Annotated in this window: 14 protein-coding genes; 3 read left to right on the forward strand and 11 right to left on the reverse strand. The window is 66.0% G+C overall.

Translation table 11 applies throughout. From position 1 onward, the window contains the following. Nucleotides 1-62 precede the first annotated feature (62 nt). The 11 genes from ACTJJM_RS19285 to ACTJJM_RS19335 form a co-directional block, all read right to left on the reverse strand. Nucleotides 63-419 carry a hypothetical protein gene (locus ACTJJM_RS19285; RefSeq protein ID WP_010486221.1) on the reverse strand — a complete coding sequence of 119 codons (357 nt, stop codon included), beginning with the start codon at nt 417-419 and terminating at the stop codon, nt 63-65. Nucleotides 420-678: 259 nt separating this feature from the next. After that, complete coding sequence (gene phoU, locus ACTJJM_RS19290) at nt 679-1386, reverse strand: phosphate signaling complex protein PhoU (RefSeq protein WP_008265615.1); 708 nt, start codon at nt 1384-1386, stop codon at nt 679-681. A 65-nt stretch (nt 1387-1451) separates the two neighbouring features. Next, nucleotides 1452-2282, reverse strand: coding sequence for a phosphate ABC transporter ATP-binding protein PstB (gene pstB, locus ACTJJM_RS19295; protein ID WP_005408788.1), 831 nt, complete (start codon nt 2280-2282; stop codon nt 1452-1454). A 19-nt stretch (nt 2283-2301) separates the two neighbouring features. After that, nucleotides 2302-3165, reverse strand: coding sequence for a phosphate ABC transporter permease PstA (gene pstA / locus ACTJJM_RS19300; protein ID WP_010486218.1), 864 nt, complete (start codon nt 3163-3165; stop codon nt 2302-2304). Beyond that, a complete protein-coding gene (gene pstC / locus ACTJJM_RS19305) occupies nt 3165-4133 on the reverse strand; it encodes a phosphate ABC transporter permease subunit PstC (RefSeq protein WP_005412771.1) in 969 nt (322 codons plus the stop codon). Before pstC ends, pstA begins: the two co-directional genes overlap by 1 nt. 82 nt (nt 4134-4215) lie before the next feature. Next, entirely contained in the window at nt 4216-5304 is a 1089-nt protein-coding gene (gene pstS, locus ACTJJM_RS19310) for a phosphate ABC transporter substrate-binding protein PstS (RefSeq protein ID WP_049411494.1), read from the reverse strand. A 411-nt stretch (nt 5305-5715) separates the two neighbouring features. Beyond that, a complete protein-coding gene (gene pstS, locus ACTJJM_RS19315) occupies nt 5716-6732 on the reverse strand; it encodes a phosphate ABC transporter substrate-binding protein PstS (protein ID WP_010486211.1) in 1017 nt (338 codons plus the stop codon). A 222-nt stretch (nt 6733-6954) separates the two neighbouring features. After that, nucleotides 6955-8166, reverse strand: coding sequence for an OprO/OprP family phosphate-selective porin (locus ACTJJM_RS19320; RefSeq protein ID WP_010486208.1), 1212 nt, complete (start codon nt 8164-8166; stop codon nt 6955-6957). Between the two features lie 196 nt (nt 8167-8362). Next, the gene (gene nth, locus ACTJJM_RS19325) at nt 8363-9052 is read right to left on the reverse strand and encodes an endonuclease III (RefSeq protein ID WP_049455538.1); all 690 of its coding nucleotides are present in this window, start codon (nt 9050-9052) and stop codon (nt 8363-8365) included. After that, nucleotides 9052-9405 (reverse strand): hypothetical protein, encoded by a 354-nt coding sequence (locus ACTJJM_RS19330; protein WP_049411489.1) that lies wholly within the window; start codon nt 9403-9405, stop codon nt 9052-9054. Before ACTJJM_RS19330 ends, nth begins: the two co-directional genes overlap by 1 nt. A gap of 4 nt (nt 9406-9409) precedes the next feature. Beyond that, complete coding sequence (locus ACTJJM_RS19335; protein ID WP_010486201.1) at nt 9410-10192, reverse strand: enoyl-CoA hydratase/isomerase family protein; 783 nt, start codon at nt 10190-10192, stop codon at nt 9410-9412. Between the two features lie 167 nt (nt 10193-10359). Here ACTJJM_RS19335 and ACTJJM_RS19340 point away from each other — a divergent pair, with 167 nt between their 5' ends. The 3 genes from ACTJJM_RS19340 (at nt 10360) to ACTJJM_RS19350 (ending at nt 12900) form a co-directional block, all read left to right on the forward strand. Beyond that, nucleotides 10360-11061: an FKBP-type peptidyl-prolyl cis-trans isomerase N-terminal domain-containing protein gene (locus ACTJJM_RS19340; protein ID WP_010486198.1), complete on the forward strand. Its 702-nt coding sequence runs from the start codon at nt 10360-10362 to the stop codon at nt 11059-11061. A gap of 136 nt (nt 11062-11197) precedes the next feature. Continuing rightward, nucleotides 11198-12001 carry a CoA pyrophosphatase gene (locus tag ACTJJM_RS19345; RefSeq protein WP_029380074.1) on the forward strand — a complete coding sequence of 268 codons (804 nt, stop codon included), beginning with the start codon at nt 11198-11200 and terminating at the stop codon, nt 11999-12001. After that, the gene (locus ACTJJM_RS19350; protein ID WP_010486194.1) at nt 11998-12900 is read left to right on the forward strand and encodes a sulfurtransferase; all 903 of its coding nucleotides are present in this window, start codon (nt 11998-12000) and stop codon (nt 12898-12900) included. Before ACTJJM_RS19345 ends, ACTJJM_RS19350 begins: the two co-directional genes overlap by 4 nt. The last annotated feature ends 259 nt before the right edge of the window (nt 12901-13159 follow it).

Genomic DNA, 13159 nt, shown 5'->3' on the forward strand with positions numbered 1-13159 from the left:
GGAAAAAAGATAACCCCCCCACACCCCCCCCCCCCCCCAGGTGGACGGCGCTGGCGCGGACGTCAGTGCTTGGCACCGCACTTGCCTTCGCCGCACTTGCCCTCGGCCGATTTCTTGTCGCCGGTCTTGGCCTTGGCGCCTGCCGCAGCACCGGCGGCCTTGCCCTTGTCGGCGCCGCACTTGCCTTCGGCACTCTTGCCGTCGGCACCACATTTGCCTTCGGCGTGCTTGGTCGCGTCGGCGGCCATCCTGGTATCTGCTGCCTTGGCATCGGTGCTGGCCTTGGCTGCCTGGCCGGCCACCAGATAGCCCTGGGCCAGGTCGCTCATGCTCAGCGCCGAGGCACTGGCGGTCATGCCCAGGCCGGCGGCCAGGGCGGTAGCAGTCAGCAGGGACAGGGTCTTGTTGGAACTGCTCATCGGTCGTGCTCCTGGGTGGTGTGGGCGGGTGCCCGGGTGGCCGGCAGGGATGCCGGTGGAAACGATGGTGCAGCGATCCTACTCAACGAATCCTCGCCAAGACCTCAAATTTTCGTGAGGTTTGTTACAGAAGCATCCGGAAGGTTCGCACCGGGCAAGCCCGGCGCCCACAACGCGGGTGGAACGCCCAGAAACAAGAAGGCCGCTGTCACCAGGACAGCGGCCACCTTGGAGTCGACTCCGGTGTTGCAGTGCAGCGTCAGGGCTGGCCGGTGCTGGAGGTTTCGTCGCGCTTCTCGCGCGGCGGCAGCGGCTGCTCGCCGTGCACCAGGAACCACACGTTCTCGGCGATGTTGGTGGCGTGGTCACCCACGCGCTCCAGGTTCTTGGCCATGAACAACAGGTGCGTGCACGGGGTGATGTTGCGTGGGTCTTCCATCATGTAGGTCAGCAGCTCGCGGAACAGCGCGGTGTACTGCGCGTCCAGGCGGGCATCGTCCTCGCGCAGTGCCAGCGCGGCGTCGGCGTCGTTGTCGCGGTAGGCGGCAATGGCGCGGCGCACCTGCTGCGCGGCCAGGCGGCCCAGTGCGCGCAGGCCCTGGATCTGCGGCAGCGGCGGCACCTTGCCCAGGGCGATGGAACGCTTTGCGACGTTGGCGGCGTAATCGCCAATGCGCTCGATGTCGGCCGGAATGCGCAGGCCGGCGAGGATCTCGCGCAGGTCGCGCGCCATCGGGCCACGCAGCGCTAGGCGCATCACGTCGTGGCTGATCTGCTGCTCAAGCGCATCGATCGCTTCGTCGTTGGCGATGATGCGATGGGCGGCGTTCTCGTCGCGCTTCTCGATCACGTCCATCGCCGCTTCGAGCTGGGCGACGGCCATCTCGCCCATGCGCACGATTTCGGCCACCAGGCGCTGCTGCTCTTCGTCGTAGCTCTTGACGATGTGGTCGTTGGGAAGATTCATGGTCTGCAATCCGGGTAGAGCCAGGCCATGCCTGGCTGGAACATGTGGCGAAGGAACAGCGTCGATCAGCCGAAGCGACCGGTGATGTAGTCCTCGGTCTGCCGCTGCGACGGCTGCGAGAAGATCACTTCGGTGCGGTCGTGCTCGATCAGGTCGCCCAGGTACATGAAGGCGGTGTAGTCGGATACGCGCGCGGCCTGCTGCATGTTGTGGGTGACGATCACGATCGTGTACTCGTGCTTGAGCTCTTCCACCAGCTGCTCGATGCGGCTGGTCGAGATCGGATCCAGCGCCGAGGTCGGCTCGTCCAGCAGCAGCACCGACGGGCGCAGGGCCACGGCACGGGCGATGCACAGACGCTGCTGCTGGCCACCGGACAGGCCCAGCGCGCTCTGCCCCAGCTTGTCCTTCACTTCGTCCCACAGCGCGCCCTGGCGCAGCGCCTGCTCGACACGGTCGGCCATGTCGGCCTTGCTCAGCTTCTCGTGGTGGCGGATGCCGTAGGCCACGTTCTCGAAGATGGTCATCGGGAACGGCACCGGCTTCTGGAACACCATGCCGACCTTGCTGCGCAGGCGGTTCATCGGGTACTTCGGCGACAGGATGTTCTCGCCGTCCAGCAGCACTTCACCGCGCGCTTCCAGCTTCGGGTACAGCGCGTAGATGCGGTTGAAGATGCGCAGCAGGGTCGACTTGCCGCAACCGGAGGGACCGATCAGCGCGGTTACGCGCTTTTCCGGAATCTCCAGGTTGATGCCCTTCAGGGCGTGGAACTTGTCGTAGTAGAAGTCCAGTCCACGCGCAGCCAGCTTCACCGGCGACGGCGTGTGCAGGCTCTCGTGCGAGGACGGCACGGCGATGCGCTGCATCGGCACGGCGTTGGAAAGGTCGTTCATGGCGTTATCCACGGAAAGGTCAGTCATGGGAGATACGGTTGCGCAGCAGGATGCCGCGGGCGGCAAGGCTGACCAGCAACACGAAGACAGTCAGCACCAGGGCACCGGCCCAGGCCAGCACCTGCCAGGATTCATACGGGCTGCCGGCGAACTGGTTCATCACCACCGGCACCGAGGCCATCGGCTGGAAGATGTTGTTGTTCCAGTACTGGTTGCCGAAGGCAGTGAACAGCAGCGGCGCGGTCTCGCCGGAAATGCGGGCCAGCGCCAGCAGGATGCCGGTGATGATGCCGGCCGATGCACTGCGGTACAGCACCTGCACGATCACCTTCCACTGCGGGATACCCAGCGACAGGGCCGCCTCACGCATCTGCGAGGGCACCAGGCGCAGCATCTCGTCGGTGGTACGCACCACCACCGGCAGCACGATGAAGGCCAGTGACAGGGCACCGGCGAACGCCGAGAAGTTGCCGCCGGTCTGCATCACGTACAGGGTGTAGACGAACAGGCCGAGCACGATCGATGGCGCCGACAGCAGGATGTCGTTGACGAAGCGGACCACGGTGCCGGCTTTGCGGGCGTTGCCGTACTCGGCCAGCCAGGTGCCGGCCAACACGCCCAGCGGGGTGCCGATGCCGATCGCCATCGCGCACATCACCGCGCTGCCGAAGAAGGCGTTGGCGAGGCCGCCTTCCTGCATCGGCGGCGGCGTCATCTTGGTGAACAGATCCCAGTTGATGCCAGCCATGCCCTTGGAGGCCAGAGTGAACAGGATCCAGCCCAGGAAGAACAGGCCGAACAGGGCGGTGGCGCAGGAGGCAGTGATCGCAACGACGTTGCCGATGCGACGGCGCAGGTACAGCGAATCAGCGGTGGTGGACATCAGTTGCCCTCCTTGCGGGACAGGCGCATCAGCATCAGTCGGGCAATGGCCAGCACCACGAAGGTGACGATGAAGAGGACGAAGCCGAGCAGCAGCAGGGCCGAGCGGTAGGTTTCAGTGGCTTCGCCGAAATCGTTGGCGATCAGCGCGGCGATGGTGGTGCCCGGTTCCAGCAGCGACGGCGACAGGCGCACGCTGTTGCCGATAACGAATGCCACCGCCATCGTCTCGCCCAGAGCGCGGCCGAGGCCGAGGAAGATGCCGCCGATCACCGCCGAGCGGGTGTAGGGCAGGACGATGTCCCAGCTCACTTCCCACTTGGTGGAACCCAGCGCGTAGGCCGATTCCTTCAGGCGGGTCGGCACGGTCAGGAACACTTCGCGCATCACCGAGGAGATGAACGGAATGACCATGATGGCCAGCACGAAACCGGCGGTAAGCATGCCGATGCCCAGCGGCGGGCCCTGGAACATCGGGCCGATGATCGGCCATTCGCCCAGGGTTTCGTTGAGGAACGGGGTGACGTACTCGGTCATCACTGGCACCAGCACGAACAGGCCCCACATGCCGTAGATGATCGAGGGGATGCCGGCCAGCAGTTCGATGGCGGTACCGACCGGGCCACGCAGCCAGCGCGGCGCGACTTCGGTGAGGAAGAAGGCGATGCCGAAGCTGACCGGCACGGCGATGACCATCGCGATGACGGCGGTGACCAGGGTGCCGTAGATCGGGGCGAGGGCGCCGAACTTGTTTTCGACCGGATTCCAGTCGGCGGAGAAGAAGAAGCTCAGGCCCTGCATTTGCAGGGCATGGCGGCCGCCCCACAGCATCGACAGCGCGGCGCAGGCCAGGGCGATCAGGACGAAGATGACGGTGCCGACCAGCACCCATCGGAACAGTTTGTCGTTGCGGGCATCACGCGCATCGCGCGTGGACGGGGCGGCTACAGGCTGGGCGATGGCATTCATGGGGACGGCAGGGCCAGGAAGGGGCGGGGCGGCATGGCGTGGAAGAAGCGGTGCCCGCGCGGGGCGGGCACCGTCGGGTCCATCACTTCAGGTCGGTCGCCCAGTAGGCCTCGATCTGCTTGACCAGTTCGGCCGGCAGCGGCACGTAGTGCAGCTCGTTGGCCTGGGCCTGGCCGTTCTCGAAGGCCCACTTGAAGAAGGCCAGGGTGTCCTGGTTGCGCTTGGCGTCCTTCGGCTTCTTCTGCATCAGCATGAAGTTGGTGGCGGTGATCGGCCACGCCTGCTCGCCCGGTGCGTTGGTGATGACCAGGTTGAAGTCCTTGGCGCTGGCCCAGTCGGCGCTCGCGGCCGCTGCGGCAAAGGTTTCCGCGCTCGGCTCGACCCAGTTTCCGGCCGCGTTCTGCATGGCGGTGTACGGCATGCCGTTCTGCAGCGCGTAGGCCAGTTCGACGTAGCCGATCGAGCCCTTGATCTGCTTCACGTAGGAAGCAACGCCTTCGTTGCCCTTGCCACCGACGCCGTCCGGCCACTGCACCGAGGTGCCCTCGCCAACCTTGCTCTTCCACTCCGGGCTGACCTTGGACAGGTAGTTGGAGAAGTTGAAGGTGGTACCCGAACCGTCCGAACGATGGACCAGGGTGATCTTGCCGTCCGGCAGCTTCACGCCCGGGTTGGCGGCGACGATGGCCGGGTCGTTCCAGGTCTTGACCTTGCCCAGGAAGATGTCGGCAAGCAGGGCGCCGCTCAGGCGCAGCTTGCCGGCTTCCAGGCCTTCGATGTTGACCACCGGCACCACGCCGCCGATGGCGGACGGGAACTGCGCAAGGCCGGCCTGGGCCAGCTCTTCGCTGCTCAGCGGCTTGTCGGAGGAACCGAAGTCGACGGTGCCGGCCTTGATCTGGGCGATACCGCCGCCCGAGCCGATCGACTGGTAGTTGATCTTGGCACCGGTGCTGGCGTTGTAGTCAGCCGACCACTTGGAGACCAGCGGGAAGATGAAGGAAGCGCCGGCACCGGACACTTCGGCGGTCACCTTGGCACCGGCAGCGGCCGGGGCCGCGGCACCGTCGGCAGCCGGCTGCTGCGCGGCCTGCTTGTCGCCACCGCAGGCCGACAGGCCCAGGGCGATGGCCAGGGAAAGGGCGGCAAGGCCGGCCGAGTGCAGTTTCATGGTCACTCCATAGCGGGGTAGAGCCGACGACGTCGGCGGATGCGGCTATGAAATGATGTTTTTGTTACAGCCGTATTACGACCATGACAGAGGTGTCCTGGATCACGTTCTGACAAGGGTTTCACGGGGTTGGCCGGCCCTTGGCAGGAGCCCTGAGACCCCGGATCTGCGCATCGATATGACGGCCTGGGCGCTGGGTAGAGTCGAGCCATACTCGACTGCTCCCTGTCCTCGGTAGCTGCGGACCGTTGGTCTGCACGCTCCAGCACCCAACCGAGCATGGGCTCGGCTCTACAGAGCCTGGTGCACCCCAAAAACAAGAAGAGCGCGAGATCTCGAGGATCTCGCGCCCGGGTTGGGATCGGCGGGGGAGAGAGGACCCGCCGATCCCGTTCCTGCGGGGGAACGCGCTTACTTCAGGTTCTGGGTCCAGTAGGTTTCGATCTGGCGGACCAGGCTGTCCGGCAGCGGCACGTAGTCCAGTTGGCGGGCCTGGGCATCGCCGTTCTTGTAGACCCAGCGGAAGAACTCCTGGGTGGCCTTGCCATTGGCAGCATTCTTCGGCGTCTTCTGCACCAGGATGAAGTTGGTGGCGGTGATCGGCCAGGATTCAGCGCCCGGCGCATTGGTCATGACCAGGTAGAAATCCTTGGCGTTGGCCCAGTCGGCGCTGGCGGCGGCAGCGGCGAACGACGCATCGCTCGGCTGCACGAACTTGCCGGCGGCATTCTTCATCGCGGTGTACGACAGCTTGTTCTGTAGCGCGTAGGACAGTTCGACATAGCCGATGCCGCCCTTGATCTGCTTCACGTACGCTGCAACGCCTTCGTTGCCCTTGCCACCGATGCCGGCCGGCCACTGCACCGAGGTGCCTTCACCGACCGAGCTCTTCCACTCCGGGCTGACCTTGGACAGGTAGTTGACGAAGTTGAAGGTGGTGCCCGAACCGTCCGAACGATGCACGACGGTGATCTTGGCGCTCGGCAGGGTCACGCCCGGATTCAGCGCGGCGATGGCCGGGTCATTCCAGGTCTTGATCTTGCCCAGGAAGATGTTGGCCAGCACGGCGCCGTCCAGCTTCAGCGCGCCCGGGGCGATGCCGGCCACGTTCACCACCGGCACCACGCCACCGATCACCGACGGGAACTGCGCCAGGCCCGAGGCGGCCAGTTCTTCCGGCTTCAGCGGAGCATCGGAGGAGCCGAAATCAACCGTCTTGGCCTTGATCTGGGCGATGCCACCACCGGAGCCGATCGACTGGTAGTTGACCTTGTTGCGGGTCGCAGCGCTGTAGTCGGCCGACCACTTGGACATGACCGGGTAGATGAACGATGCGCCCGCGCCGGTGATGTCGGCGGCGTTGGCGGCGAACACGGACGATGCAGCCAGGATGGCGACAGCGGCGCGCGATTTGAAGGCGTGGATCACGGGGAGACTCCTGGGGTGGTGGTCGAAGGGCGGTTGCCCGACGTTTCGGTGCACATTCCATAACGGTTGCGTGACATGTCCGCGTCTGTCATATGACGCGGACGTGACACGCGTCATGAGGGGTGTCACGTCCGCTGCGCCGGCAGGGCGGCACGGGCACCGCTGCAACGACGAAGGCACGGACGGGGCCGTGCCTTCGCGGTTCAACGCAGGCGGCTGGACTTACCAGAAGAACTGCGCGCGGGCTTCCAGGATGTTGGGATCGTCGTTGACGAAACCGCGCGCCGTGGAGCTGTACTTCTTGCTGTCGACCATCACGTAGTTGAGCATCAGCTTGAAGTTGGAACGCAGGTACCAGTTGGCGCCCACGGTCCAGATGTCCATCTTGCCGCCCAGCACGCCATCGACGATCGGCGGGCGACCAGCGACCGGGTTGGCGGCGAGGTTGCCGTCATTGAGGTCCATGTGGTCGTAGCGCACGCCCAGCTGCCACTGGCCGCCGGCCGGGTTGTTCGGCAGGCCGGTGCCCGGAGTGCCGCCCTTGTAGCTCCAGGTCTCGCCGGTGACGTTCCACACGCCGCTGATGTAGTAGCCGTCGCTGGTGTAGTTGTCGTGGTCGTAGCGCTTGGCCTTGCTGGTGTAGTACTCGGCCTGGGCCTTGAACGGGCCCTGGAAGTACATCGCTTCGGCACCGATGGTGCTGACCCGGTCGGTGTCGGTCAGGTTGCCGCTGTCGATCAGGCGGGCAGTGGCGAGGTCGGCATTCGGACGCGCACGCACGCGCAGGGTGTCGGCGTCGGCGTCGTAGTTGACGTAGCTCAGACCGAAGTGCAGGACCTGGCCCTTTTCATTGATCGGGGCCCAGGTGCCACGCGCGCCGTAGCCGCTGCCGTGGGCCAGGTTGCGGGTCAGCTCGCGTCCGAAGGCGCTGGCGGTCACCGACCAGTTGTCCTGGCCGTAGCTGTACGCGCCACCCAGGCGGCGGGCGATGGCATAGGTATTGGTGACTGCTGCCTTGGAAATGAAATCGTTGTTCTTGGTGCTGGACAGTTCTTCCAGGCTGTTGGGCTGCTTGAACTGGCCCAGCTGCAGGAAGTGGTTGGCGTTGCCCAGCAGCTTGTACTTCACGTTGGTGTCGAGGAACTTATCGGCCTTGGCATCATAGCCGACCACCCATTCCACGTTGCCCGGGCCCTTGCCCTTCAGCACCAGCTCGGCGCGACGCAGTTCGAATTCGCTGTTCTTGCCGTTGCCGGCGTCGCCACCGTTGAGGTCGGTCAGGTCGTTGTCGAACCAGTTGCCGTCGGCCTGGACCAGGCCTTCGAAGGTGATTTCCGAACCGCCGATCACGTCGATGGCGACTTCGGCGTGTGCAGCCGGCACATACAGCGCAGCAGCCACGGCCACCGTCAGGAGTTGGTGATGCAGTTTCATGGAGAGGAGCCTTGCAGGCAGGTTGGAAGATGCGCGCAGGCTAGAAGGTAAAGATTGCGTAAATGTGACAGTTCGCGCGCGGCAGACATCCACCGCAGGCCCCGTCACGGCATGGCCTGCCATTGAAACCGCTTGCGTATGACGCCCGGATTGCGCCCCGGTTGCAGTAGATCCACGCCATGCGTGGATGCTGTCGTCACTCTGCGAGGGTCTTTTCCTTGAACCGGCACAGGTCGGCGATCACGCAGCCCGGGCAATCCGGCTTTCGCGCCTTGCACACATAACGCCCGTGCAGGATCAGCCAGTGATGCGCGTCGAGCAGGAACTCGGCCGGAATCACCTTCACCAGTTTGTCTTCCACTTCACGCACGTTCCTGCCTGGCGCCAGGCCGGTGCGGTTGGATACGCGGAAGATATGCGTGTCCACCGCCATCACCGGCTCGCCGAATGCAGTGTTGAGCACGACGTTGGCGGTCTTGCGTCCAACGCCTGGCAGCGCTTCCAGTTCATCGCGATCGCGCGGCACTTCACCGCCGTGCTTCTCCAGCAGGATCGCACAGGTGGCGATCACGTTCTTCGCCTTGGCGTTGAACAGGCCGATGGTGGCGATGTACTGCTTCAGCCCGTCCTCGCCGAGTGCGAGGATCTTCGCCGGCGTGTTGGCGACCGGGAACAGACGGCGCGTGGCCTTGTTGACGCCGACGTCGGTGGCCTGCGCGGACAGCGCGACCGCCACCAGCAGCTCGAACGGCGAGCTGTACTCCAGTTCGGTCTTCGGGTGTGGATTGAGTTCGCGCAGGCGGGTGAACATTTCCACCACGTCGGCGCGCGGCATCGTGCCGCCACGCCGCGCCGGGGCGCGTGCGGTCTTCTTCAGGGTGGCCATTACTGCTCCTTGCCGCTGGCGCGGGCCTTGGCCCGGGCGAGGATGGCGGCGGCTGCGGCGGGCAGGGCGGGTTTCATGTCCGGCGCCGGGGCCGGCGTACGGCGTGCATCGCGCTCGGCCTCACGGCGCGCCAGGCGCACCGCGCGCGCGCGATAGCGTTCGCGTGCGGCCCATGCCGCGTGCAGCTGCTGCTGGGCCTGGTGCAGGCGTTGCGGAAGATCCGGGTGGCCGGGCAGCAGCTGCGCGTCGCCGGCGCGGGCGATGTAGTCCATCAGGCCCGCCTGCAGGGCGCCATCGAGATCGTCTGCCTGGACCCGGGCGAACAGCTGCGCGGGGTTGGGTCGGGATGCCATGGCGTCAGCGGTTCTGGAACGCCGGCGGTCGGCGCTGCAGGAACGCGCCGGTGCCTTCGCGCATGTCCTCGGTGGCGAACAGCAGGCCGAACTGCGCGCTTTCGTACTCCAGCCCTGCCTCCAGGCTGCATTCGCCACCCACGTGCACGGCATCCAGCAGGCCACGCAGGGCCAGCGGCGCCGAGCGCGCCAACTGGCGGGCGACATCCTGCACACGGTTGTCCAGCGCGTCGGCGGGTACCACCTCGTTGACGATGCCCAGTTCCAGCGCACGCGCGGCGTTGATCGGTGCACCCAGCAGGCACAGCTCCAGGGTGGCGGCGCGGCCGCACAGGCGCAGCAGACGCTGGCTGCCGCCGAAGCCGGGAATCAGGCCCAGATTGATCTCCGGCTGCCCGACCTTGGCCGTATCGGCAGCGATGCGCAGGTGGCAGGCCATGGCCAGCTCCAGCCCGCCGCCCAGGGCGAAGCCGTTCACGCGCGCGATCACCGGCTTGGGCATGCGCTCGATCTGGCGCATCAGGGCCTGGCCGAGCAGGGAGAAATCACGTCCCTGAACCGCACTGAGTGTGTTCATCTCGGCGATGTCGGCCCCGGCCACGAACGCCTTCGGACCGGCACCGGTCAGCACCACCACGCGCACGTCCGGGTCGGCAGCGGCGGCGCTGAACGCTTCGGCCAGCGCCTGCAGGGTCGCGGCATTCAAGGCGTTGAGCTTGTCCGGGCGCTGGACGGTCACGGTGCGGATGGCGCCGTCGTCGGCGACAGCGATCAGGGCATCGGCCACGGGAAAACTCCTGAAACGTTAAAAAAAAGTGAGATTGAACTCCGCCAACGCAGACGGGTCTTAGCCTGCATCGTGAGTAGCGGTTACACGTTGTGCCCGTTATCCTAACCCGTCGCCTCAGGGCGGCGCAGAACGTCCCTGAGTTACCACCCCTGGAGAACTGTTTGATGAAGTTGCGTTCTATCGCGGTCGCCGTCGCGGCCCTGGCCCTGACGGGCAATGCCTTCGCCCAGGACGTCTCGTCCGAAAAGGGCAAGCTGAGCTACTACTTCGGTTACGACTACGGCAACAACCTGGCGGAGCTGACCGGTCGTGGTGAGCAGCTGGACATCAACTCGGTGGTGAAGGGTCTGCAGGACGCCTACGCCAAGAAGCAGCCGGCGATCACCGCCGACCAGCTGAAGCCGGCCGTTGAAGCGTTCCAGAAGCGCGAGCAGGGCCGTGCCCAGGCTGCCAAGGCCGAGTACGAAAAGGCTGCTGCCGAAAACAAGACCAAGAGCGATCAGTTCATCGCGGCGAACAAGGCCAAGGCCGGCGTGCAGTCCCTGCCGAGCGGCGTCCAGTACCGCGTGATCGAAGCCGGCAAGGGCGCCAAGCCGACCCAGGCCAGCACCGTGCAGCTGGAAGTGGCCGGTCCGTTCCCGTACGGCCAGCGCCCGACCGAAGCCCGTCCGGCCCAGCAGATTCCGTCGATCAAGGTCAGCGACGTCGAAATGAAGGCCATGCGCGAGACCCTGCTGCAGATGCCGGCAGGCTCGAAGTGGGAAGTCACCCTGCCGCCGGACCAGGCCTACGGTGCCGACCCGCGCACCCCGTTCCCGCCGAACGTGGCTGTGCAGTTCGAGATCAAGCTGGTCAGCGTCAAGTAAATCGAAGCCGTAAACGAAACGCGCCGGTGATTCCACCGGCGCGTTTTTGTTTGCGCGGAGCGCGACGGTGCCACGCACCGCATCTGCACCCCGCGCAAATTCAGCCCGATCGCGCTACTGTTGCCGGGTGCAAACAATGGAAGAAACGGCGCGTGTTGTCGCAAGTCCCTGCATCGGAGTGTGCACGCTGGATCCGGACCGGCAATGCACCGGCTGCGGGCGGCACATCGATGAAATCGCACGGTGGTCGTCGATGAGCAACGAGGAACGCAGCCGCATCGTGCATCGCGTGCAACCCCTGCGTGAACAGCTGCAGCAATCACTGCGCGGCTCGCTGGCCGATCACGAACGCTTGATGCGGGCGTTGCATCCACTGGCCGAGCCGCCGGCCGGCGACGGCTGGAACCGCAGCGAACTGAGTGACCTGCTGCCGCCGGGGCCACCTGTGGAAGCCGCCGTACTGGCCGGCATCGTGCCGCGCGCCAATGGCGCACAGGTCATCCTTACCCGTCGCACCGAAACCCTGCGCCAGCATGGTGGCCAGGTCGGCTTCCCCGGCGGGCGCACCGAACCCGATGACCGCGACGCACTGGCGGCCGCGCTGCGCGAGAGCCAGGAAGAAATCGCACTGGCGCCCGGCCAGGTGCAGGCGCTGGGCTATCTCGATCCCTTTGTGACGATCACCGGCTACCGGGTCACGCCGGTGGTGGCCGTGGTCGATCCGGACTTCGTGCCGGTGCCGCAGCCCAGCGAAGTGGCCGAAGTGTTCGAAGTGCCGCTGGCCTACCTGATGGCCGCAGACAATCTGCGCCAGGTCGAAATCAATCACCGCGGCCGCATCCGCCACGTCCTTGAGTACGGCTGGCCCGGCCAGCGTATCTGGGGCGCGACCGCCGCCATTCTCTACAACCTGCGTCGCCGCCTGGAGCAAGTGCAATGAAGCCGATCGATCCGCCGTGGACCACGCTTGTCGATGTCGCCAGCCTGGCGGCAGCATTGGGTGAGGACGTACGTGTCGTCGATGCACGTGCCACTGCCAGCACCGCCGTACGCGTGGTCGATGCGCGGTCCTCGCTGGCCGATCCGCAGGCGGGTAGCGGCCAGTATCTGGCGGGGCACGTTCCGGGCGCGGTGTATGCCGACCTCAATCGGGATCTGTCGGATCTGACCCGCAGCGGCCACGGCCGTCATCCACTGCCGGACAGCGATGCCTTCGCCGCGAAGCTCGGCCAGTGGGGTATTGGTCCCGACACCCAGGTGGTGGTCTACGACGGCAGTGACGGCAGCATGGCCGCCTCGCGCCTGTGGTGGCTGCTGCGCCTGATCGGGCACCGCAAGGTCGCCGTGCTCGATGGTGGTATCACCGCCTGGCAGGCCGCAGGGCACCCCTTGGCGACGGGGCAGGATGAGGTGACCGCGCTGCCGGCTTACCCGGGCCGTTTCGACACCACCCAGATTGCCAATGCCGACGAAATCAGCGCACGCCTGAAGCACGCGCCGGGCTGGCTGGTCGACGCACGCGCGGGCGAACGCTTCCGTGGCGAAGTCGAGCCGCTGGACCCGGTTGCCGGCCATGTACCCGGCGCGGTCAACCGCCCGTTTGCGTTGAACGTTGCCGACGGCCGCCTGCGGGATGCACAGGAACTGCGCGCCGAACTGCAGGGCGTGATCGGCAACCGTGATCCGCAGCAGGTGGTGCTGATGTGCGGCTCCGGCGTGACCGCCTGCCACCTGCTGCTGGCGATGGAAAGCGCGGGCCTGAGCGGCGCACGCATCTATGCCGATTCCTGGAGCGGCTGGGTGAGCGACAGCAGCCGCCCGGTGGCGACCGGCGCCTGACTCTATCGTCTCGATTTCCACGCAAAGAGCAGTCGAGCGCGGAGCCTCTCGAGAGCCGAGCGGCCGGCTCCACGCGCATGGCGATGCGTTCAAATCATCGGCGCCCGCAGGTCATGGAGCGCGGCTCGACTCTACAAAGGCACCCTCCGATCGATCCGACTCCGTGCCGACCAACGGTCGGCACCCACCAACAGCAGCAGAAATCTGTCGAAGGCGGGGTGGGTCCGGTTGCGGGGGTGTCCGCGGCATGGATGCCGCG

It is taken from the genome of Stenotrophomonas sp. 22692 (genome assembly GCF_052045015.1).
GTDB classification, from domain to species: domain Bacteria; phylum Pseudomonadota; class Gammaproteobacteria; order Xanthomonadales; family Xanthomonadaceae; genus Stenotrophomonas; species Stenotrophomonas geniculata.